The 19,495-nt window shown below is 45.5% G+C and carries 16 protein-coding genes; 7 read left to right on the forward strand and 9 right to left on the reverse strand.

Annotated features, from left to right (window positions below; translation table 11 throughout):
• The first annotated feature begins 136 nt into the window (after positions 1-136).
• Together glmU and ltrA are read left to right on the forward strand one after the other, a co-directional pair.
• On the forward strand, positions 137-1,498 hold the full coding sequence (gene glmU / locus VTAP4600_RS15460) for a bifunctional UDP-N-acetylglucosamine diphosphorylase/glucosamine-1-phosphate N-acetyltransferase GlmU (RefSeq protein ID WP_102523604.1): 1,362 nt from the start codon (positions 137-139) through the stop codon (positions 1,496-1,498).
• An 870-nt stretch (positions 1,499-2,368) separates the two neighbouring features.
• Complete coding sequence (gene ltrA, locus VTAP4600_RS15470) at positions 2,369-3,652, forward strand: group II intron reverse transcriptase/maturase (RefSeq protein ID WP_102521018.1); 1,284 nt, start codon at positions 2,369-2,371, stop codon at positions 3,650-3,652.
• 74 nt (positions 3,653-3,726) lie between these two features.
• On the opposite strand, the gene punC is transcribed toward ltrA, so the two are convergent.
• Complete coding sequence (gene punC, locus VTAP4600_RS15475) at positions 3,727-4,932, reverse strand: purine nucleoside transporter PunC (protein WP_102523605.1); 1,206 nt, start codon at positions 4,930-4,932, stop codon at positions 3,727-3,729.
• 136 nt (positions 4,933-5,068) lie between these two features.
• Between punC and punR the strand changes: the two genes are divergently transcribed.
• Positions 5,069-5,974 carry a DNA-binding transcriptional activator PunR gene (gene punR, locus VTAP4600_RS15480; protein WP_102523606.1) on the forward strand — a complete coding sequence of 302 codons (906 nt, stop codon included), beginning with the start codon at positions 5,069-5,071 and terminating at the stop codon, positions 5,972-5,974.
• A gap of 68 nt (positions 5,975-6,042) precedes the next feature.
• Here punR and ilvA read toward each other — a convergent pair whose 3' ends face one another.
• From ilvA to ilvG, 5 genes are read right to left on the reverse strand one after another with little or no spacing between them, the layout of a single operon-like run.
• Positions 6,043-7,578, reverse strand: coding sequence for a threonine ammonia-lyase, biosynthetic (gene ilvA, locus VTAP4600_RS15485; RefSeq protein WP_102523607.1), 1,536 nt, complete (start codon positions 7,576-7,578; stop codon positions 6,043-6,045).
• Positions 7,579-7,582: 4 nt separating this feature from the next.
• Positions 7,583-9,439, reverse strand: coding sequence for a dihydroxy-acid dehydratase (gene ilvD, locus VTAP4600_RS15490; RefSeq protein ID WP_102523608.1), 1,857 nt, complete (start codon positions 9,437-9,439; stop codon positions 7,583-7,585).
• Positions 9,440-9,451: 12 nt separating this feature from the next.
• Positions 9,452-10,402: a branched-chain amino acid transaminase gene (locus VTAP4600_RS15495; protein ID WP_102523609.1), complete on the reverse strand. Its 951-nt coding sequence runs from the start codon at positions 10,400-10,402 to the stop codon at positions 9,452-9,454.
• An 11-nt stretch (positions 10,403-10,413) separates the two neighbouring features.
• A complete protein-coding gene (gene ilvM / locus VTAP4600_RS15500) occupies positions 10,414-10,698 on the reverse strand; it encodes an acetolactate synthase 2 small subunit (RefSeq protein WP_102523610.1) in 285 nt (94 codons plus the stop codon).
• Entirely contained in the window at positions 10,698-12,344 is a 1,647-nt protein-coding gene (gene ilvG, locus VTAP4600_RS15505; RefSeq protein WP_102523611.1) for an acetolactate synthase 2 catalytic subunit, read from the reverse strand. The genes ilvM and ilvG overlap by 1 nt, the downstream gene beginning before the upstream one ends.
• Positions 12,345-12,799: 455 nt before the next feature.
• Between ilvG and VTAP4600_RS15510 the strand changes: the two genes are divergently transcribed.
• On the forward strand, positions 12,800-14,323 hold the full coding sequence (locus tag VTAP4600_RS15510; RefSeq protein WP_102523612.1) for a YifB family Mg chelatase-like AAA ATPase: 1,524 nt from the start codon (positions 12,800-12,802) through the stop codon (positions 14,321-14,323).
• Here VTAP4600_RS15510 and VTAP4600_RS15515 read toward each other — a convergent pair.
• A complete protein-coding gene (locus tag VTAP4600_RS15515) occupies positions 14,320-15,288 on the reverse strand; it encodes a DUF2860 family protein (RefSeq protein ID WP_102523613.1) in 969 nt (322 codons plus the stop codon). The two genes, VTAP4600_RS15510 and VTAP4600_RS15515, sit on opposite strands and share 4 nt — an antisense overlap.
• Before the next feature lie 187 nt (positions 15,289-15,475).
• Between VTAP4600_RS15515 and VTAP4600_RS15520 the strand changes: the two genes are divergently transcribed.
• From VTAP4600_RS15520 to VTAP4600_RS26795, 3 genes are all read left to right on the forward strand, one after another.
• Positions 15,476-16,360 carry a 1-acylglycerol-3-phosphate O-acyltransferase, YihG family gene (locus VTAP4600_RS15520; protein WP_102523614.1) on the forward strand — a complete coding sequence of 295 codons (885 nt, stop codon included), beginning with the start codon at positions 15,476-15,478 and terminating at the stop codon, positions 16,358-16,360.
• A 104-nt stretch (positions 16,361-16,464) separates the two neighbouring features.
• Positions 16,465-17,310 carry an IS4 family transposase gene (locus VTAP4600_RS26790; RefSeq protein ID WP_231897816.1) on the forward strand — a complete coding sequence of 282 codons (846 nt, stop codon included), beginning with the start codon at positions 16,465-16,467 and terminating at the stop codon, positions 17,308-17,310.
• A gap of 70 nt (positions 17,311-17,380) precedes the next feature.
• Complete coding sequence (locus tag VTAP4600_RS26795; RefSeq protein ID WP_231897817.1) at positions 17,381-17,788, forward strand: hypothetical protein; 408 nt, start codon at positions 17,381-17,383, stop codon at positions 17,786-17,788.
• 49 nt (positions 17,789-17,837) lie between these two features.
• Here the strand turns inward: VTAP4600_RS26795 and VTAP4600_RS15530 are convergent, their stop codons facing one another.
• Both VTAP4600_RS15530 and VTAP4600_RS15535 read right to left on the reverse strand, forming a co-directional pair.
• Positions 17,838-18,428 carry a thiol:disulfide interchange protein DsbA/DsbL gene (locus VTAP4600_RS15530; protein ID WP_172443166.1) on the reverse strand — a complete coding sequence of 197 codons (591 nt, stop codon included), beginning with the start codon at positions 18,426-18,428 and terminating at the stop codon, positions 17,838-17,840.
• A gap of 50 nt (positions 18,429-18,478) precedes the next feature.
• Positions 18,479-19,465, reverse strand: coding sequence for a serine/threonine protein kinase (locus VTAP4600_RS15535; protein ID WP_102524018.1), 987 nt, complete (start codon positions 19,463-19,465; stop codon positions 18,479-18,481).
• Positions 19,466-19,495: the final 30 nt, after the last annotated feature.

The raw sequence follows: 19,495 nt of genomic DNA on the forward strand, positions 1-19,495 counted from the left end.
CTGTTAAAATGATGATGGGAACAACGGCAAGTACCTAATTTGAGTTAAAAAATAACCAGTCAGATTTAACATCTCCCCTGAATCAGGTTAGAATTTGAAACTTAATAAAAAAACAACGTCTCTAGGGATAGCTACTATGAAATTCAGCGCGGTGATCCTCGCTGCGGGTAAAGGTACCCGTATGTATTCTAATAAGCCAAAGGTACAGCATACACTAGCAGGCAAACCTATGGCAAAACACGTCATTGATACCTGTACCGGCCTTGGTGCTCAAAACATTCATTTGGTGTACGGTCATGGTGGAGACCAAATGAAACAGGTCTTGGCTGAAGAGCCGGTCAACTGGGTGTTACAAGCAGAACAATTAGGTACCGGTCATGCGGTAAACCAAGCATCTGCAGAATACGCTGACGACGAAAAAGTCCTCGTGCTTTACGGTGATGTACCGCTTATCTCCTCAGAGACCGTTGAAAACCTTTTAGAAGCACAACCTAATGGCGGTATTGCACTGCTGACTGTAGTACTCGATAACCCAATGGGTTACGGTCGTATCGTGCGTAAAAATGGCCCAGTTGTGGCGATTGTTGAACAAAAAGATGCGACCGACGAACAAAAACTGATTAAAGAAATCAACACCGGTGTCATGGTTGCGACGGGTGGCGATTTAAAGCGTTGGTTATCGGAGCTGAAAAACGAAAATGCTCAAGGTGAATACTACCTAACCGATATTATTGCAGCGGCACATAATGAAGGTCGTGCCGTTGAAGCGGTTCACCCTGTTAGCCCTATTGAAGTAGAAGGCGTAAATGACAGAGCACAACTAGCTCGCCTTGAACGTGCTTATCAAAACATGCATGCACAGCGTTTGTTAGAACAAGGCGTGATGCTTCGCGATCCTGCTCGTTTTGATCTACGCGGTACCATTCAATGTGGTATGGATGTTGAGATCGACACAAACGTGATCATTGAAGGTAATGTTACTTTAGGCGATAACGTAATTATTGGCACGGGTTGTGTGTTGAAAGACTGCGAGATCGACGACAACAGCATCATTCGTCCATACAGTGTGATTGAAGGTGCGACGGTTGCTGAAGATTGTACTGTTGGACCCTTTACTCGTCTTCGTCCGGGTGCTGAGCTACGAAATGATGCCCATGTCGGTAACTTCGTAGAAGTAAAGAATACTTGCATTGGTGAAGGCTCTAAAGCTAACCATCTTACTTATCTTGGTGATGCCGAAATAGGCCAACGTGTTAATGTTGGTGCTGGTGTTATCACGTGCAATTACGATGGCGCAAATAAGTTTAAAACGGTTATTGGCGACGACGTATTTGTTGGCTCTGATTGCCAACTCATTGCTCCTGTTACGATTGCTGATGGTGCGACTGTCGGTGCTGGTACTACGCTAACGAAAAACGTAGGTGAAGGTGAGCTGGTGATTACTCGTGCAAAAGATCGCACGATCGCTAATTGGCAGCGCCCAGTTAAGAAAAAATAGCGCCAGTTCTAGTAAAAGTACGCCATGCCTATCGATATACCATGAGCAAGGCGTACCCTAGCTTTTAGTACCTAGCTTTTAGTACCTAGCTTTTAGCATTTGATCAAAAAAGGAGCCTTTGCTCCTTTTTTGTTTGCCCAGCGAAGCTGGCAAACCCATTAGGCTGAAAGAAGCCTAAATCACCCTGATTGAGGGGAAGATAATCCGAATCGCAAGGGCGTTGCTGGCCAACGGCAGGGTTTGAAGGAAGCGATAGGAAGTTAACAGTACACAACGAAAGTGAACCTGATTCGGCAATTTAGGTGGGTAAGCGTGCAAAATAGCGTGAAGCCCGATACTCAATCAGACCTAGATTGTGCTTGAGGGTGGCATTGTTAACAGGGAGCCAGTGCAGTAACTGGGGAAGCCTGACACCACATCCGAGCAAACGTCGGAAGCATAAACTCAAGGCGAGAGCCAAGATCTATGTTGGTGCGAGGTGGCAGATGAATCCGTAGTAGTGAGTAAAGCTCGGCCGGTGAAGCCCAGTAATGGTGTGGAGGATAAAACTGAGCTGACCATCAGTAACACGTCTGATGGGACAACATTTTGCCAAAAGCAATCTGGTGTTGCGAAGGGATGAAGTACATTTTAAGTCTGTGATGAGCAGATGTTTTTTTTTTCAGTGGTATACAAGTTGATTAGCTATCGAGGTATTCCGTCTCGGTCTTTGTGAAAGCAAAGCACTGAAGCGAGAAACCGTACAAGGGAGTAACTCTGACTCACTCTAGTAAATTGCCATTGAGCTAGAAGGCTAGAGAGTGGAGTGAAATACACCAACACTGTGAGAGAGCATTTGTCCCCACACGGCACACAATCTAAAGGAAAAAGTTGAGAGTTTACTACAGTTTATATGGTCACTTGCTCCACAAAGAGCGACTCTATAAAGGATTTAAAAAAGTGTGGAAAGCGAAAGGCGCGGCCGGAATAGATAGGCAGAGCCTAAGCGACTACGCCCAAAATCTGAGTGATAACCTAGATCAACTTCTTCTGGAACTCAAAACCAAGCGATACACCCCTCAACCCGTCAGACGGGTAGAAATACCGAAAGATGATGGTGGGGTGCGATTACTTGGGATCCCAACAGTACGGGATAGAGTTGTCCAACAAGCTCTAAATGATCTATTAACCCCAATCTTCGAAGAGCAGTTTCACCCATCCAGCTTTGGGTATAGACCGAATCGAAGTTGTCACGATGCTATAAACAAAGCGACGATGTTCATCCGTCGATACGGAATGCAACACGTCGTAGATATGGACTTATCGAAGTGCTTCGATAAGCTCGACCACGAGCTTATTCTAAAAAGCATTAAGAAACGAGTCACAGACAGTAGCGTACTGGAGCTCATCAAACAGTTCCTGAAAAGTGGCGTAATGGTTGATGGAGAGTGGCAGCATACCGAGATAGGTAGTCCGCAAGGTGGAGTAATAAGCCCACTGATAGCGAACATCTATCTGGATGCGTTTGATCAAGAGATGCGAAAGCGAGGACATCGAATAGTCCGTTATGCCGACGACATACTGATCTTCTGTCGCAGCCGTAAAGGTGCAGAAAATGCGCAAGTACAGGCAACGAAGGTCCTGGAAAAACAGCTCAAGTTAACGGTGAACGAAACCAAATCACACATAGCGCACAGCGGCGAAGGTGTGAAATTCCTTGGAATAGAAATCGGTAGCCATTATAGCCGTATTCAGCCAAAGAAAATGTCGACGTTCAAAGGAAAGTTGAAGCGAGTGACAAGACGCAATGGCGGTAAGCCATTGTTAGAAGTCATTAAACAACTGAATCCACTTCTGAGAGGGTTCAGCCAGTACTTTCGAATAGCGAATGCCAACAGGGAGTTTAAGAAACTGGCCGCGTGGTTAAGGCGAAGACTTCGCAGCGTCCAATTACGATTATGGAAAAAACCGACCCGACTCCACCGCAGGCTAAGACAGCTAGGTTACGAAGGGTCATTCAGGTATATCTGTATGGATAGTTGGAGAAATGCTGCGAGTCCATTAGCCAGTTACTCGATGCCAAATCAATGGTTTAACGACCTTGGATTAGTGAATCTTGAACACGTTAGGACAGGATATGTGTTCAGCCATTATGCTGAATGGAAATGTGCATGAGCCGTATACGAGGTCCGTACGTACGGTTCTGTGAGAGGGATGAGGCGGAGACGCCTCACCCTACTCGATATTGCCTATTTTTCGTCTCGTGCAACACGAGAGTTATCGGGTACAGCGAAGTGCTGACTTAAACCACGATGAGAAATGAAATAACCTGCCCATAAGCCCACCAAGCATACAATGATAGCAATCCCAGTAATTTGTAGAGCTTGGCTTGCAAACCCTGCCACTAATGCACTCGCAAGGCCGCAGATACATATTTGGAAGCTGTTTTGCAGACCAGCAGCCGTTGCAGGACTCTGTTTAGCGCTAGATAGCGCACGGTTAACAACAATAGGGTAGAGCGCACCATTTGCCACGGCAATCAAACAGAATGGGGCGAGCAGTGGCAAAATAGAGGTTAATTCCCACTGAGTTGCCATGAATACCATTAATGCTGAAACCGTAAATAGAGACAATAAATTCTTAAGAACTTTCTCATCACCAAATTTCTTCACCCATCGTTTACCCAAGTATCCGCCCACCATAAACGCGATGGTTTGTGGAATGAAACTTAGGCCAATGTCTTTTGCGTCATACCCCAGTTGAGCCATGATCTCTGGCATACCAGTAAGGTAAGCAAAGAAAGCGGCAGAAGAGGTCGCGTAAATGATGACGTTACCAGTGTAGTGCTTCGACTTAACCAACATCTTGATATCAGTGCTGACGCTGGTGGTTTTTGGTTCCACTTCGTCTTTTGTTTGCACTAAAGTTGCAACAACGAGCACGGCGCCAATGACGGTTAATGCGATAAAAATGCTCGACCAACCAAATTGGCTAAGCAATAACACACCAAGTTGAGGGGCGAGCGCGGGTGAAAGTGCCACCAGCGGCATAATGGTCGCGAATACTTGTTGGCTGGTTTGGCTAGGGTAGCGTTTGATGACCATGGCTTGCCAAATAACAGCAGGAGCACATACACCAATAGCTTGCACGAAGCGTAACGACAGTAACTGCCACACTTGCTCACTGAAAGACAAACCAAAAGAAGCGAGTGAGAATATGACTAGGCCAGCGACGAGGGTGTTTCTATGACCAAATTTGTCACTTGCTAGCCCCCATAGGATTTGTCCAATGGCAAGCCCGGCTAAGAAAATGGAGAGAGAAAGCGCTATTTGCTCTGGGCCCGTTGCGAAATCGCCTTCCATTGCTTTAAAAGCCGGTAAGTACATGTCGGTGGCAATGAAGCCAAGCATTGAGAGACAAGCCAAGTAAAATAACTGACGTTTAGTGACGTTCATAAAATTTCCATTCAAAATGTTTGTTGGGTAAAAGGTGGCGCCAGCCCATATATTTCGATCAAAATGATTGTATTTTTGGTCAAAGGAAATTGGAAACGCTATATTTGTTAGTTATCGTTCAAAAAATTTGATAGCTATGTTTTCAAGACAATCATTAGAGATGTTAGATACCGTTGCTCGAATGGGCAGTTTTACCGCCGCGGCTGAAAGATTGCATAAGGTGCCTTCTGCAATCAGTTACGGGGTTCGGCAAGTTGAGCAAGATCTTGGCGTTGAACTGTTTCATCGTTTACCCAGAAAGGTCGAATTGACGGCTGCTGGCGTGATCTTTATTGATAATGCTCGACAAATGCTAAGGCAGATGGAGAGCGTAAGCGCACAAACTCGTAGAGCCGCACAAGGTTGGCAGCAAACACTAAAGATCACGTTGGATAATGTGGTTAAGCTCGACAATTTGAAGCCATTGATCGAAGACTTTTACCAAACCTTTGAATTTGCTGAATTGCAGATCAATATGGAAGTGTTTAATGGATCTTGGGAAGCAATATCCCAAGAGCGTGCTGATATTGTGTTAGGTGCGACAGCGGCGGTGCCTGTTGGTGGAGAGTTCTCAATAAAACCCATGGGCAAACTTGAATGGGCCTTTGTGATGTCTCCTGCTCATCCCGCTGCAAAGTTAACGGTATTGAATGAAGAAACACTTAACTCATTTGCCGCTATTTGTTTAGATGATACATCGAACGTGCTGCCAAAAAGACATAACTGGCATTATCCTCAACAAAGGCGATTATTGCTACCGAATTGGTATAGCGCCATTGAGTGCTTAAAAAATGGCGTTGGAATCGGTTTTATGCCATTGCATATTGCTAAGCCATATTTACTGTCTGGAGAAATTGTTGAAAGGGATCTCATCGAAAATAAACCCTTGAGTAATTGCTGCATGGTTTGGTGTGCTGATGAAAATAATCGATTAGTGAATTGGATGGTGAATTACTTAGGAGACTCAGAAAAACTGTACCGAGATTGGCTAAGAGCTGACTGAGCAACAGATAAAAAAACAGCGAGGAGAGTCCTCGCTGTTTGATTCGTTAACCGTACGTAATGATGATATTACTGGCTAGATAGGAAAAAACGATAAGATGGGTTATCGGTTTCATCTTTGCACTGGTAACCCAGCTCACGCAGGTGAGCTGAGAATCGGCTTAAATCAGACTCTTCTAATTCAAAGCCACACAATACACGGCCGTAGTCGGCACCTTGGTTACGGTAGTTAAATAAACTGATGTTCCAGTGAGTCCCTAGCGTGCTTAAAAACTTAAGCAAAGCACCAGGAGATTCAGGGAATTCAAAGCTGTATAAACGCTCTTTTAGTGGCTTTGACGGCTTACCACCAATCATATAACGCACGTGCAGCTTTGCCATTTCGTCGTCAGACAAATCGGCAACAGGGTAGCCACCGTGTTTGAGGTCTTGAATGACGCTATCCAGTTCTCTCTGACCATCTTGCAAACGCAAACCAACAAAGATATTCGCCAATTTGTCGTCGTTAAAACGGTAGTTAAACTCAGTAACAGCGCGGCCGCCAATCAAGTTACAAAACTCTAAGAACGCCCCTGGTCTTTCTGGAATCGTTACCGCCAGTAGACCTTCACGTTTTTCACCCAGCTCACTGCGCTCAGAAACATAACGCAAACCGTGGAAGTTGGTGTTCGCTCCCGACAATACCGTTGCTAGCTGTTTGTCTTGCAGTTGATTTTGCTCGGCGTATTTCTTAAGACCGGCGAGAGCCAAGGCCCCAGACGGCTCAGCGATAGCACGAGTGTCTTCAAAAATATCTTTAACGGCAGAGCAAATTTCGTCACTTGAGACCGTGATATGGCCATCAAGGTATTGCTGACAAACGCGGAACGTTTCATCGCCGATACGTTTAACGGCAACGCCATCAGCAAACATACTGACTTGATCAAGCACCACAGGTTCACCGGCATCAAGCGCAGCTTTTAAACAGGCAGACTCTTCAGGCTCAACCGCAATGACTTTGATTTCCGGCATCAGTTGCTTGATAAGCACAGCAATACCAGCAGCCAGACCGCCACCACCAACAGGCACAAAGATATAATCTAAGTGACCGTTTTGTTGCAGCATTTCCATGCCAATCGTGCCTTGCCCAGCAATCACGAGTGGGTGATCAAAAGGGGGCACAAAAGTGAAGTTATGTTCAGCAGCTAATCGTTCAGCTTCAGCTTTGGCTTCATCGAAGTTATTACCATGAAGTACCACAATGCCACCAAAACCGCGCACGGCTTCTACTTTGATGTCCGGTGTGGTTTTAGGCATCACAATAGTGGTTTGAATTCCCAGCTTAGTGCCAGAGAGCGCCATACCCTGTGCGTGGTTACCTGCTGAGGCGGCAATGACCCCAGCTTGTTTCTGCTCGTCACTCAAGCTGGCGACCATGGTGTAAGCGCCACGTAGCTTGAACGAGTGAACCGGTTGGCGATCTTCTCGTTTGAGTTGGATCTGATTTCCTAATCGAGCAGACAATCTCGGCATATCTTGAAGTGGCGTTACCATCGCCACTTCATAGACCGGTGCTCTTAGGATTTGGCGCAGATATTCTGCGCCAGTTTGATTGGAGACAGCCATACGACTAACCTTCTAACTTCGACTTGTCACGCACCGCGCCTTTGTCAGCACTGGTTGCTAAGCTTGCGTAGGCTTTAAGCGCAAGAGACACAACACGCTCACGTGATACGGGCTTCCAGCCTGCTTGGTCTTGTTCACCGCGACGCTTTGCGAGTACATCTTCAGCGACATCGAGTGTAATTGAACGACTAGGGATATCGATGGTGATGATATCGCCATTTTGTACCAAACCAATGGTGCCACCGCTAGCGGCTTCAGGAGATACGTGACCAATAGAGAGACCCGAAGTACCACCAGAGAAGCGGCCGTCGGTTAGCAGCGCACAGGCTTTGCCTAAGCCCATAGATTTAAGGTAGGTTGTCGGGTAAAGCATTTCTTGCATGCCCGGGCCGCCTTTAGGGCCTTCGTAACGAATCACAACTACATCGCCAGCGCTTACTTTGCCACCTAAGATGCCTTCAACTGCGGTATCTTGGCTTTCGAATACGATAGCAGGGCCTTGGAATTTAAGGTTTTCTTCATCAACACCCGCTGTTTTTACGATACAACCATCAAGCGCAACATTACCTGACAGTACCGCTAAGCCACCTTCTTGGCTAAAAGCATTTTCTTTGGTGCGAATACAGCCATTTTCACGATCGTCATCAAGACGATCCCAACGGCAATCTTGCGAGAAAGCTTGTGTAGTACGAATACCTGCAGGGCCAGCTCGGAAGAATTTCAGTACGGCTTCATCTTCCGTTTGCATGATGTCGTATTGTGCCAGTTGCTCTGACATGGTTAGGCCTAGCACAGTGCGAGTTTGATTATTAAGTAACCCTGCACGATCAAGCTCACCTAAAATGGCCATAACGCCACCAGCACGGTGAACGTCTTCCATGTGGTATTTCGGCGTAGACGGCGCGACTTTACAAAGGTGTGGAACACGACGAGACATGGCGTCGATATCGTCCATATCGAAATCGATGTCGCCTTCTTGAGCAGACGCAAGTAAGTGCAATACGGTGTTACTAGAGCCGCCCATCGCGATATCAAGCGCCATGGCATTTTCAAACGCCGCACGGTCAGCAATGTTGCGTGGAAGTGCTGAGTCATCGCCATCTTCATAGTAACGTTTGGTTAACTCAACAATACGAGAACCGGCTTTAAGGAATAATTGCTCACGGTCTGCATGAGTGGCAAGCATAGAACCGTTACCCGGCTGAGATAAACCGAGCGCTTCAGTTAGGCAGTTCATGGAGTTGGCAGTAAACATGCCTGAACACGAACCACAAGTTGGGCACGCAGAGCGTTCTACTTGCTCACTTTGCTCGTCAGAAATAGTGGGATCAGCACCTTGGATCATGGCATCAACCAGATCAAGTTTGATGATCTGATCGGAAAGCTTGGTTTTCCCCGCTTCCATTGGTCCGCCAGAAACAAAAATAACCGGGATGTTGAGGCGCATCGCAGCCATCATCATTCCTGGAGTGATTTTGTCACAGTTAGAAATACAAACCATGGCATCGGCACAGTGTGCATTTACCATGTACTCTACTGAGTCTGCAATCAGCTCACGAGAAGGCAATGAGTAAAGCATGCCTCCGTGGCCCATTGCGATACCATCATCAACCGCAATCGTGTTGAATTCTTTCGCAATACCGCCAGCCTTTTCAATTTCACGAGCAACCAGTTGGCCCATGTCCTTAAGGTGAACGTGGCCAGGTACAAACTGAGTAAATGAGTTAACAACAGCAATAATAGGCTTGCCGAAATCGTCTTCTTTAACACCTGTTGCGCGCCAAAGGGCACGAGCACCCGCCATGTTACGTCCGTGCGTCGTTGTGGCGCTGCGGTAAGTGTTCTTGTTAGAGCTAGACATTAATAATTCCTTTTATTTTGCAGCAGGTGCATTTGCTGGGTAAACGTAATCTAACCAGCCCCACTTATCTTCAGTGGTGCCGTTGAATAGGCCGAAGTACGCTGACTGAACTTTTTCAGTAATAGGGCCGCGTTTGCCTTCTCCTACTGTAATTTTATCGACTGAGCGAACCGGTACAATCTCAGCAGCAGTGCCTGTCATGAATACTTCGTCAGCAAGGTATAGTGCTTCACGGGCAATGTTTTCTTCGCGAACTTCATATCCCATTTCTCTTGCTAGAATCATGATCGAGTCACGAGTGATACCTGGTAAAATAGCACTGGTTGCTGGTGGTGTAGAAATGATGCCGTTACGGATGACAAACAGGTTTTCACCCGCGCCTTCCGATAAGTAACCATCGACGCTTAGTGCGATACCTTCATCGTAACCGTGACGACGAGCTTCGCCACCAACCAATAAAGAAGATAGGTAATTACCCCCCGCTTTTGCTGCGGTTGGAATGGTGTTAGGTGCGGCACGATTCCAGCTTGAAATCATGGCATCAACACCATTTTCTAGCGCTTCTTCGCCTAGGTATGATCCCCAAGGGAATGCGGCAATAATAAGATCCATTTCCGTTTCTTCTGGTGGACACACGCCTAAACCTACGTTGCCAACAAAGCCAAGTGGACGAATGTAAGCGGAATCCAATTTATTTTGACGCAGGGTTTCGCGTGTCGCTTCCATGATTTCATCAACCGTATACGGGATTGGGAAACGATAGATTTTTGCTGAATCTTTTAGGCGCTTTGCGTGATCTAAATGACGAAATACAATCGGCCCATTGGGCGTGTTGTAACAACGAACCCCTTCAAATACAGAAGTGCCGTAGTGCATAGCGTGAGTCAGTACGTGAACGTTCGCGTCTGCCCAAGGAACCATTTCACCATTAAACCAAATGTAATCTGCTGTTTTTGCTGCCATGTCTGTATTCCTTAAGCACCGAGCTTTTGTTGTAAGTTATTATTTGGAAGTTCATTACCGTGCAATAACGTAACGGTGACGCTTCTAATATCCCATAATTTTTCGATTTGGTTGGTCAAAAACGTAATTGGGCGGTCACTGTCTACGATGATTTCTACACTGGCTACGTGGCTTTCATGATTTTGTGTTGCTGCCACTTGTTTGATGATGAAACCACGGTGTCTTACTACGCGTAAAACGCGCTCTAGCAATACCGGTTTGTCATCTGCTTTAATATCTAATAAGTATCTTTCCATTAGGTATTCTCCAACATGTCTTGGTTAGCAGCACCCGGTGGAACCAGTGGCCATACATTTTCTTCTTCTGAGATTAGAACATGCAGCAAGTAAGCGGTGTCACTTTCAAGCATTTCTTTTAGAGCGGGCTCAACTTCTTCTTTTTTGGTGATGGTTTTACCCGGAATACCAAATGCGCTGGCCAGCACGACAAAATCGGGGTTGTCATCAAGAATGGTTTCACTGTGGCGACCATCAAAAAACAGCGATTGCCATTGTCTTACCATACCCAAGCGTTGATTGTTGATAAGCACCATTTTAAGAGCAACTTGCTTGCGCTTTAGCGTACCGAGTTCTTGTACATTCATCATGAATGAGCCATCACCTGAGATCAGAATCGATTGATCATCAGGACGAGCAATTTTAGCGCCCATTGCTGCAGGTAAGCCGAAGCCCATTGTGCCTAATCCTGCAGAAGTGATGAAGTTTTGTGGCTGGCGAGGTTGAATGTGCTGCGCTGCCCACATTTGATGTTGTCCAACATCAGTTGAAACAATGGCGTTGTCATCCATCATGTCAGAAAGTTGTTTTAGCATTAATGGCGCGTAGATGAGATCGCCAGGATGGTTGTAATTCCACTTGTTTTCACGGCGTAGTAATTCTGATTCCGTTAACCAAGAGTCGATTCCATGCTCTAACGTGAGTTGAGGCAAGATCACATTGATATCACCTTGAATTGGTGCATGAGCATGGCGAAGTTTATTAAACTCAGCGGCATCAATATCGATGTGAATGACTTTAGCGTGTGGAGCAAACGTACCAAGCTTGCCAGTTACTCGGTCATCAAAACGAGCGCCAACAACAATCAAAAGATCAGATTCTTGAACCACAAGGTTAGCGGCTTTGGTACCGTGCATACCGAGCATGCCAAGGTAGTGAGGGTCGTGTCTTTCTATGCTGCCAAGACCTTTTAGGGTACTGACCGATGGCATTGGGTTTTGCTTTAAGAATGCACGAACCGATTCAGTCGCTTTGGCTATTTGAATACCACCACCGACATACAAAACTGGCTTCTGACTTTGTGCCAGCAAATGCTGAGCCAGTTCAACATTTTCTACTGTTGCTACAGGGATAGCTGGCGGCTCAAAATATGGAAGTTCTGAAACAGGAGAAGCAGCCAATTGTACATCTTTAGCGATATCAACCAATACAGGGCCAGGGCGACCAGTTTTTGCTACTTCAAATGCTTCAGCAAGGGTCGAAGCAAGATCTTCAATGTCGGTGACAAGATAGCTGTGTTTGGTACAAGACAAAGACATGCCAATGACATCCATTTCTTGGAATGCATCAGTACCAATGTGGCTACTCGCAACTTGGCCTGTAATCGCAACAAGAGGAACAGAATCTAAGAAAGCATCAGCAAGGCCTGTCACGAGGTTGGTTGCTCCTGGGCCTGACGTTGCAAGACAAACCGCCACATCTTGAGTTGAACGAGCCATACCAATGGCTGCCATCGCGGCACCTTGCTCGTGTCGGCAGAGGACATGCTCAACTCCGCCGTCATAGAGGGCGTCGTATATTGGCATGATGGCACCACCAGGGTAGCCAAAAACCGTCTTAATTCCTTGTTGTCGTAGTGCTGCAACTACGAGTCCTGCACCTGTCATTGCTGCTCTCCTTGCGCTCGTACTGTAAAGCTGTACTTATTTGTTGCTCGACTCTTGCACATCGTGTGCTCCATTTCTTCCTGTTTTAACCAAGTTGCTGGTTAGTGCTAATTTAAAACTTATAAAAAAACCCCCGTACTTTTCAGTGCGGGGGTTTTAAGCATTCTGTGGTTTACCTTCTGCCCACATGCCCCCGCTCGGAGTCAATAATGACCACGATAATCAGGGTAATGAGTACGTTAATGCGAGCGGTAAAATTCATTTATGTTATTTATTCTTTTAGTTCGAAATTGTTTGCACTACTAGTGGTATCACAGTCATTGCTTACATGACAAGCAAAAACTAGGACTTTTTTCACATTTAATCAGCATTCAAAAAGGATATATAACAATTATGAGATGAAAGTTATGCAGTTATAACGTTATCAATGAAAATTGTTACTACAAGGAAGTCGAATGGGATTGGCAATTATTAACAGCCGAGCGTGCATTGGTGTTGAAGCACCAGAGGTAACGGTAGAAGTTCATATTAGTAACGGAATGCCAGGTTTCTGCTTGGTGGGCCTTCCTGAGACAACGGTGAAAGAGTCTAGAGATAGGGTACGCAGTGCGATTGTTAATTCAGGGTTTGAGATGCCCGCAAAGCGGATCACCGTCAATCTTGCGCCAGCAGATTTACCCAAAGAAGGAGGGCGGTTCGATTTACCCATCGCATTAGGGATCTTAGCCGCCTCAGATCAAATAGCCGTCACTAAGCTCGGTACCTATGAATTTGTTGGTGAGTTAGCTCTTTCAGGTGAATTGCGACCGGTAAAAGGCGTCTTGCCAGCCGCATTGGCCGCCAATAGCAAAAATCGGTGCTTGGTAGTGCCGGATGAAAACGGCGATCAAGCCGCGTTAGTGGGTGAAAAAAGGCACAAGTCATCAGCGCATTTATTGGATGTATGCGCCGATTTATCGGGTCAAAAGGTCATGTCTCTTTTCCAAACCACCCGCTATCAGCCGCCAGAAGCACCGGAACGTTGCTTGCGAGATATTATTGGTCAACAGCAAGGAAAACGTGCGCTAGAAATCGCCGCTGCTGGCAGTCATGACGTGCTTTTTTTAGGCCCTCCAGGTACCGGAAAAACCATGCTAGCTTCAAGGTTGTGTGATTTATTGCCCGAGATGGATGAAACCGAAGCCATGGAAACGGCCGCCGTGGCGTCATTAACGCAACAAGAAATTAATCAGCACAATTGGAAACAACGTCCGTTTCGCTCTCCTCACCACTCGAGTTCAATGGCGGCATTGGTGGGAGGCGGGTCGATGCCAAGACCCGGAGAAATATCTTTGGCTCATAATGGTTTGTTGTTCTTGGATGAAATGCCAGAGTTTGAGCGAAAGGTGTTGGACTCATTGCGTGAGCCGTTGGAATCTGGCGAAATCATTATTTCCAGAGCGGCGGGTAAAACACGATTTCCTGCTCGATTCCAATTGGTCGGTGCGCTTAACCCTAGCCCTACCGGGTATTACGAAGGTAATCAATCCCGTACCAATCCTCAAATCATCTTGCGTTATTTGAATCGCCTTTCTGGGCCGCTACTTGATCGATTTGATATGTCTTTGGAAATTCCGCTTTTACCTAAGGGCACCTTGGCGCAAGGAGGTGAGAGGGGGGAAGCGACATCCATCGTAAAAAAACGAGTCGTGACAGCCAGAGAAACCATGTTGTCTCGCGGCGGTAAAGTGAATGCGTTATTAGGGACGAGAGAGCTTGATAAGCATTGTGGACTAGAAAAAGCCGATGCTGAGTTTTTGGAGAATGCACTGCACAGACTTGGCTTATCGATAAGGGCATATCATCGAATCATCAAAGTCGCACGCACGATTGCAGATTTAGACGGTCAGGATTCTATAACAAGGCCTCACTTAGCGGAGGCCTTAGGGTATAGAGCTATGGATCGGTTATTGAAACAGCTTACCGCGCAAGCCGTTTAGAATTTCCAGTTAACACCGACAGAGGTGACTAAGCCAGTTTCATCATAGAACTCAATGTTTGAATCTGAGGTGTTGTAACCTGCAAAAGCAACCAACGATAGGCTGTCTATATCGAAAAAGTCGGTGTATTCATAAGCGATGAAGCTTTTTATCTTGGCGTCGGAACGTGTTTTAGAAAACACAGGGTGTTGCTCGTTGTATTCATGCTTCATGTAGCCTAGCGTTGCGGCAAATTGATGCTGACCAAAGATCATTATGCTGGTTAGCTCACCACCTAATGCTGAGTTACTCATGGCATTACCGTCGGCTTTGCTGTCTATGTATTTAATCGCTGGAAACAGTAAAAAGGTGCGAGACAGTGGCAGCATCATATCGAATTTAGCGTAGTACACCTGGCGATCTCGCTCGAGTTGAGATTGCTCTGATACGCTGTATTCGGAGCCTGATTGCTCATCGCTCACTTTGCTGTCACCGTATGCTAAATCTAGATTAAATAGCGAACCGGCTATATTTTTAAACTGCATACGATAAGCCGTGCCTTTTTCTTCTGTTTCTTCGCGCCCCCCCGTCAGTTGATATGGGTCTTGCCATACTTTGCTTGCCAGTACTGTCGGAAGTACAGAAACACTCCATTTTGTACCACCAGAGAATCTGTATTGATAACCTGCTTCTAGCGCAACAGTACCGACTGCAATGTCGGCTCTAGAGGTACCAGCAAAAAGTTGGTGGTTATCGAAGGTGTATTTGATGTTGCCGAGTGGAAATACACCGTAGCTGGTGGTTGTCGGCGTTTCATTTTCTACTCGTTGTGCTTCTGCGCTGGTGTTTAGATTCGATTTACTTTGAAAAAACGCAGTATTTAATGCAATTTCACCACTGAATCCTTGGGGTGTTTCTGATCTCGCAACACTAGGAGCAGCAACGACTGTTGCAGTTAGTAGAAGGGCAATTTGTGTCTTTTTCATCGTAATCCATTACAGTTGGTTGCCAAGTATTGATCCAGTATATGGTTTTTGGCGTGATAATCGACCATTTTGCGAGCTCTTTTGTCTAATAAATCAGTCAATTAATTAAGTGGATTACAAATTCATACAGTAAATGTACAATTCTACACCGTTCAATTCACTAATTCGGGCTTTGTGTTTTTCTGTTATGTTTGCTTATCTTATTCTTACCGCTAATCTTTTTCTTGGTACGTTAAATAATATTCTGTGCTCAACGGTGATTGTCATCTTGGCTTTAATTAAAGTCTTGATGCCGATTCAATGCTCGAAACGTTTTATCACTCGGGTGGCCAACACGGTTATGCGCTTTTGGTCGGGTATTAATGGCTTAATTATTAATGGCCTAAACCCGGTTGAATGGCATGTCATCGGTGGTGAGGACCTTAGAAAAGATCAATGGTATTTGTTGATTTGTAATCACATGAGTTGGACCGATATCTTAGTGCTATGCACCGTATTTAAAGACAAAATACCGATGCCCAAGTTCTTTCTTAAGCAAGCTTTGTTATATGTGCCGTTTATCGGCATGGCTTGTTGGGCGTTAGACATGCCATTTATGCGTCGTCATTCTAGAGAGTATTTGATACGTCACCCTGAAAAACGAGGCCAAGACTTAGAGACGACACGCCAGTCATGTGAAAAGTTTCAACACATTCCGACTACGGTCGTGAACTACGTGGAAGGAACGCGCTTTACGGCGGAAAAACATCAGAAGTCGGCACAACAATACGATCATCTATTAGCACCTAAGTCGGGTGGCATTGCGTATACGCTGGCTGCAATGGGCGAACAGTTTGATAGCATCATAGATGTGACCATCGCCTACCCAGACAATAGAGAGCAGCCTTTTAAAGACTTGTTATTTGGGCGCTTGAAGCGAGTTGAGGTTCACATTCGTACCATTCCAATGAATGAGCAGCATACCGGTGACTACTTTAACGATAAGCCGTATAAGCGCAGTTTTCAGTTGTGGCTTAATAATTTGTGGCAAGAAAAAGACGATTTGTTGAAATCAATTTACAGACGTAATTAGAACAAAAAAGGGAGCCAATTGGATTAATGCCGATCGTTTAGCTACTTGAACGATCCTCCAGAGGCCTCATAATCGGTCGTAACGTAAGTTACGGCCGATTTTTTATGTCTGAGTTTTCAAAAGAGTTACAGGTTACCGCAGAGTTTTGCCACGAACGTCCAATCGATGTGTTTAATAAACACATTCCTTGGGAATGGGTTGAAGAAGCTGTTCAACAAACTGGACGAGTATCGCTCAGAAAGCGACGCCTCCCCGCAGAGCAAGCTGTTTGGTTAGTATTAGGGATTGGGCTCCAACGTAATCGCTCCATTCAAGATGTCTGCGACAAGTTGGAGTTAGCATTCCCTGATGTAGATGGTGAACTCACACCTATGGCAACAAGCAGTATTATCAAGGGGAAAGAACGCCTCGGCGATAAACCTATGCGTTACTTATTTAAAACTACAGCCCAACAGTGGGAGCAACAATCAGACTTTGACGAAGTTTGTGGCTTAAAGCTTCTTAGTGTCGATGGAACGTATTTCAAAACTCACAATACCGAAGAAAATCAGCATTTTGGGTTTGCTCAAAAAGGTGCATCATTTCCAAGCGTGTTGGCAGTAACATTAATGTCTACACGTAGCCACCTTGTGTCCGATGCTGCTTTTGGACCAGTAACAAACAGTGAAATATCATATGCCCAACAACTTGTGGGGTCAGCACCAGATGACTCATTAACACTTTTTGATAGAGGGTTCACTTCTGCGGAGTTATTTACCAGCTGGCAGGGTGCTAGCAGTAACAGCCACTGGTTAACACCAATCAAAACCAAAATGCGCTATGACATAATCGAGAGTTATACTGATTATGATCATCTCATTGAGATGCCTGTTTCACCACAAGCTCAAAAGCAGACTCCCATATCTTGGCAAGAGATGGCAAGCACGCCTTATTCTAATTCCAACCCCTAAAGGTGAAATCAAAGGCTTCATTACTTCGTGCTTATGCCCTGAGCGCTATCTGTTTGATGACTTAGTTAAAGTGTATTGGGAGCGTTGGGAAATCGAACGCAGTTACGGCGAACTAAAGCAGTATCAGTTACAAAACAAACCAACATTACGAAGTAAGAAAAAAGTCGGGATATATCAGGAGCTATGGGGAATATTAACCAGCTATAACATCGTGAGGCTGGAAATGGCTGAGATGGCTAAACAACATGAAGTTGAGCCTCTACGGATCAGCTTCATTAATGCCTTATTTTTGATTATGGATGAGATGATTTGGGCGAGCGACACTCGAAGTCCAGGAGCGATACCAAAAAACTTAAAAGCTCTCAGGGACAATGGGAAGCGGCTTATTCTCCCCAAGAAACGGAAAAGGAAACCATACCCCAGAGCGGTTTTAAAAAAGCCAGCCCGATACCCCAATAAACATGCCACTCGCTCTTAAGCAAGTGGCATTAAGCCAATTGGATCCCTTTTAGCATGGCTTGTTTGGGTTACTTCTTCAGTAAGAAGTTAACCAATTCAAAGTACTGTTCAACGGATTCTAGGGATTCTGTTTTTACTAGGTACTTATTGTTAACGATGAGAGCGGGAACACCTCTTAAGCCGCTATTTTCGAATTGCTTGTCAAAACGGCGCACCATTGAGTCGACGGCAAACCCATTGAATGCAGCATCAAATGCTTTTGCTTTCACACCGTGGTCGAGAAAAATTTGGCGCAGTTCAGCGTCATCTTTTGGTGCTTGGCGCATGTTATGAATGCGATCAAATAAAATTGGCGTCATTTTGTCTTCGATTTTTAGCACGATAGACGTCGCGTAAGCTTTGCTCATCGACATGCCCATCGGGCCTCCCATGAAAGATACGTGTACTTTTTGTAGCTTGGCGTTGTCTGGAAGTTGACGCTTAAGTTCTTGAATCATTGGCTCAAATGAATGGCAATGTGGGCAATAGAATGAAAATAACTCAGTGACTAGCGGTGATGATGAAGCCGTCACATCCAGCACTTTATAGTGCTCATCTTGATTAAACTTCGCAGCGTAGGCAAAAACACTTAATAGCAGGGTTACTGCTAGGGCAATGATTTTTTCATGTTTTAATTTTTCTCCATTAAATCCGTATGAGCTGTTTTTGATTACCACTGAGGCATTAACGAAAGCGGTGCATCTTGCAGTGCCGCCATTTGCTCTTTGAATGCAAGCACCTGACCTTCCCAATACCTTGGGTCGTTAAACCAAGGAAAAGCGATTGGAAATGCAGGGTCATCCCAGCGCTTAGTCAACCACGCCATATAATGTACCATTCGTAAGCCGCGTAGTGGTTCTATAAGTGCCAGTTCCGCTGGGTTGAAATCACAAAAATCGTTATAGCCTTCAAGGATAGTATCTAGTTGCGCGAGTTTATCGGCACGATCACCGTTTAATAACATCCATAAATCTTGAATGGCAGGCCCATTCCTCGCGTCATCGAGATCGACAAACATTGGGCCATCTCGCCATAGGATGTTACCTGGGTGGCAATCACCGTGCAGGCGGATAATCTTCGAATTATCGGACCATTGAGCTTCAATCATTTTTATTAGCGTATCTAAATCACCAAAAAAACTGTTTTCTAGGTGCGATGGGATAACATTTGATTGCACCAGTAGCTCTCGAGGGTTGCGTAAATACTCATCTAAGCCCATCGTTGGTCTATGAGTGAAAAGTTGACGCTCTCCTACCTTGTGAATACGTCCTAAAAAGCGACCAGCACCTTCTAATTGGTCAAAGTTATCAACTTCAAACTGACGCCCACCAACACTTTCAAACAAAGAAAATAGGTAGCCTTGGTATTGATGAATGGTTTGTCCATTGATGTGAATAGGTGGAGCGACCGGGATCTCTTGTTCGACCATTTCGAGCGTAAAATCGTGCTCTTCTTGGATTTGTTCTAAGCTCCAACGCATTGGGCGGTAAAATTTGACCACGTAGCGTTTTTTGTCTTCGTCACTAAACTGATAAACGCGGTTTTCGTAGCTGTTAAGAGCCAGTAACCCCGACTCAGCGCGAATGCCGATGCTTTCTAAGGCGTACCACATAAAGTCGGGAGTCAGGGCATTAAAGTTAAAAGCATTTTCGGACATAGAATAAAAAAGGCTCATTGCTGAGCCCTT

The organism is Vibrio tapetis subsp. tapetis (assembly GCF_900233005.1).
In the GTDB taxonomy this organism is placed as follows: Bacteria; Pseudomonadota; Gammaproteobacteria; order Enterobacterales; family Vibrionaceae; genus Vibrio; species Vibrio tapetis.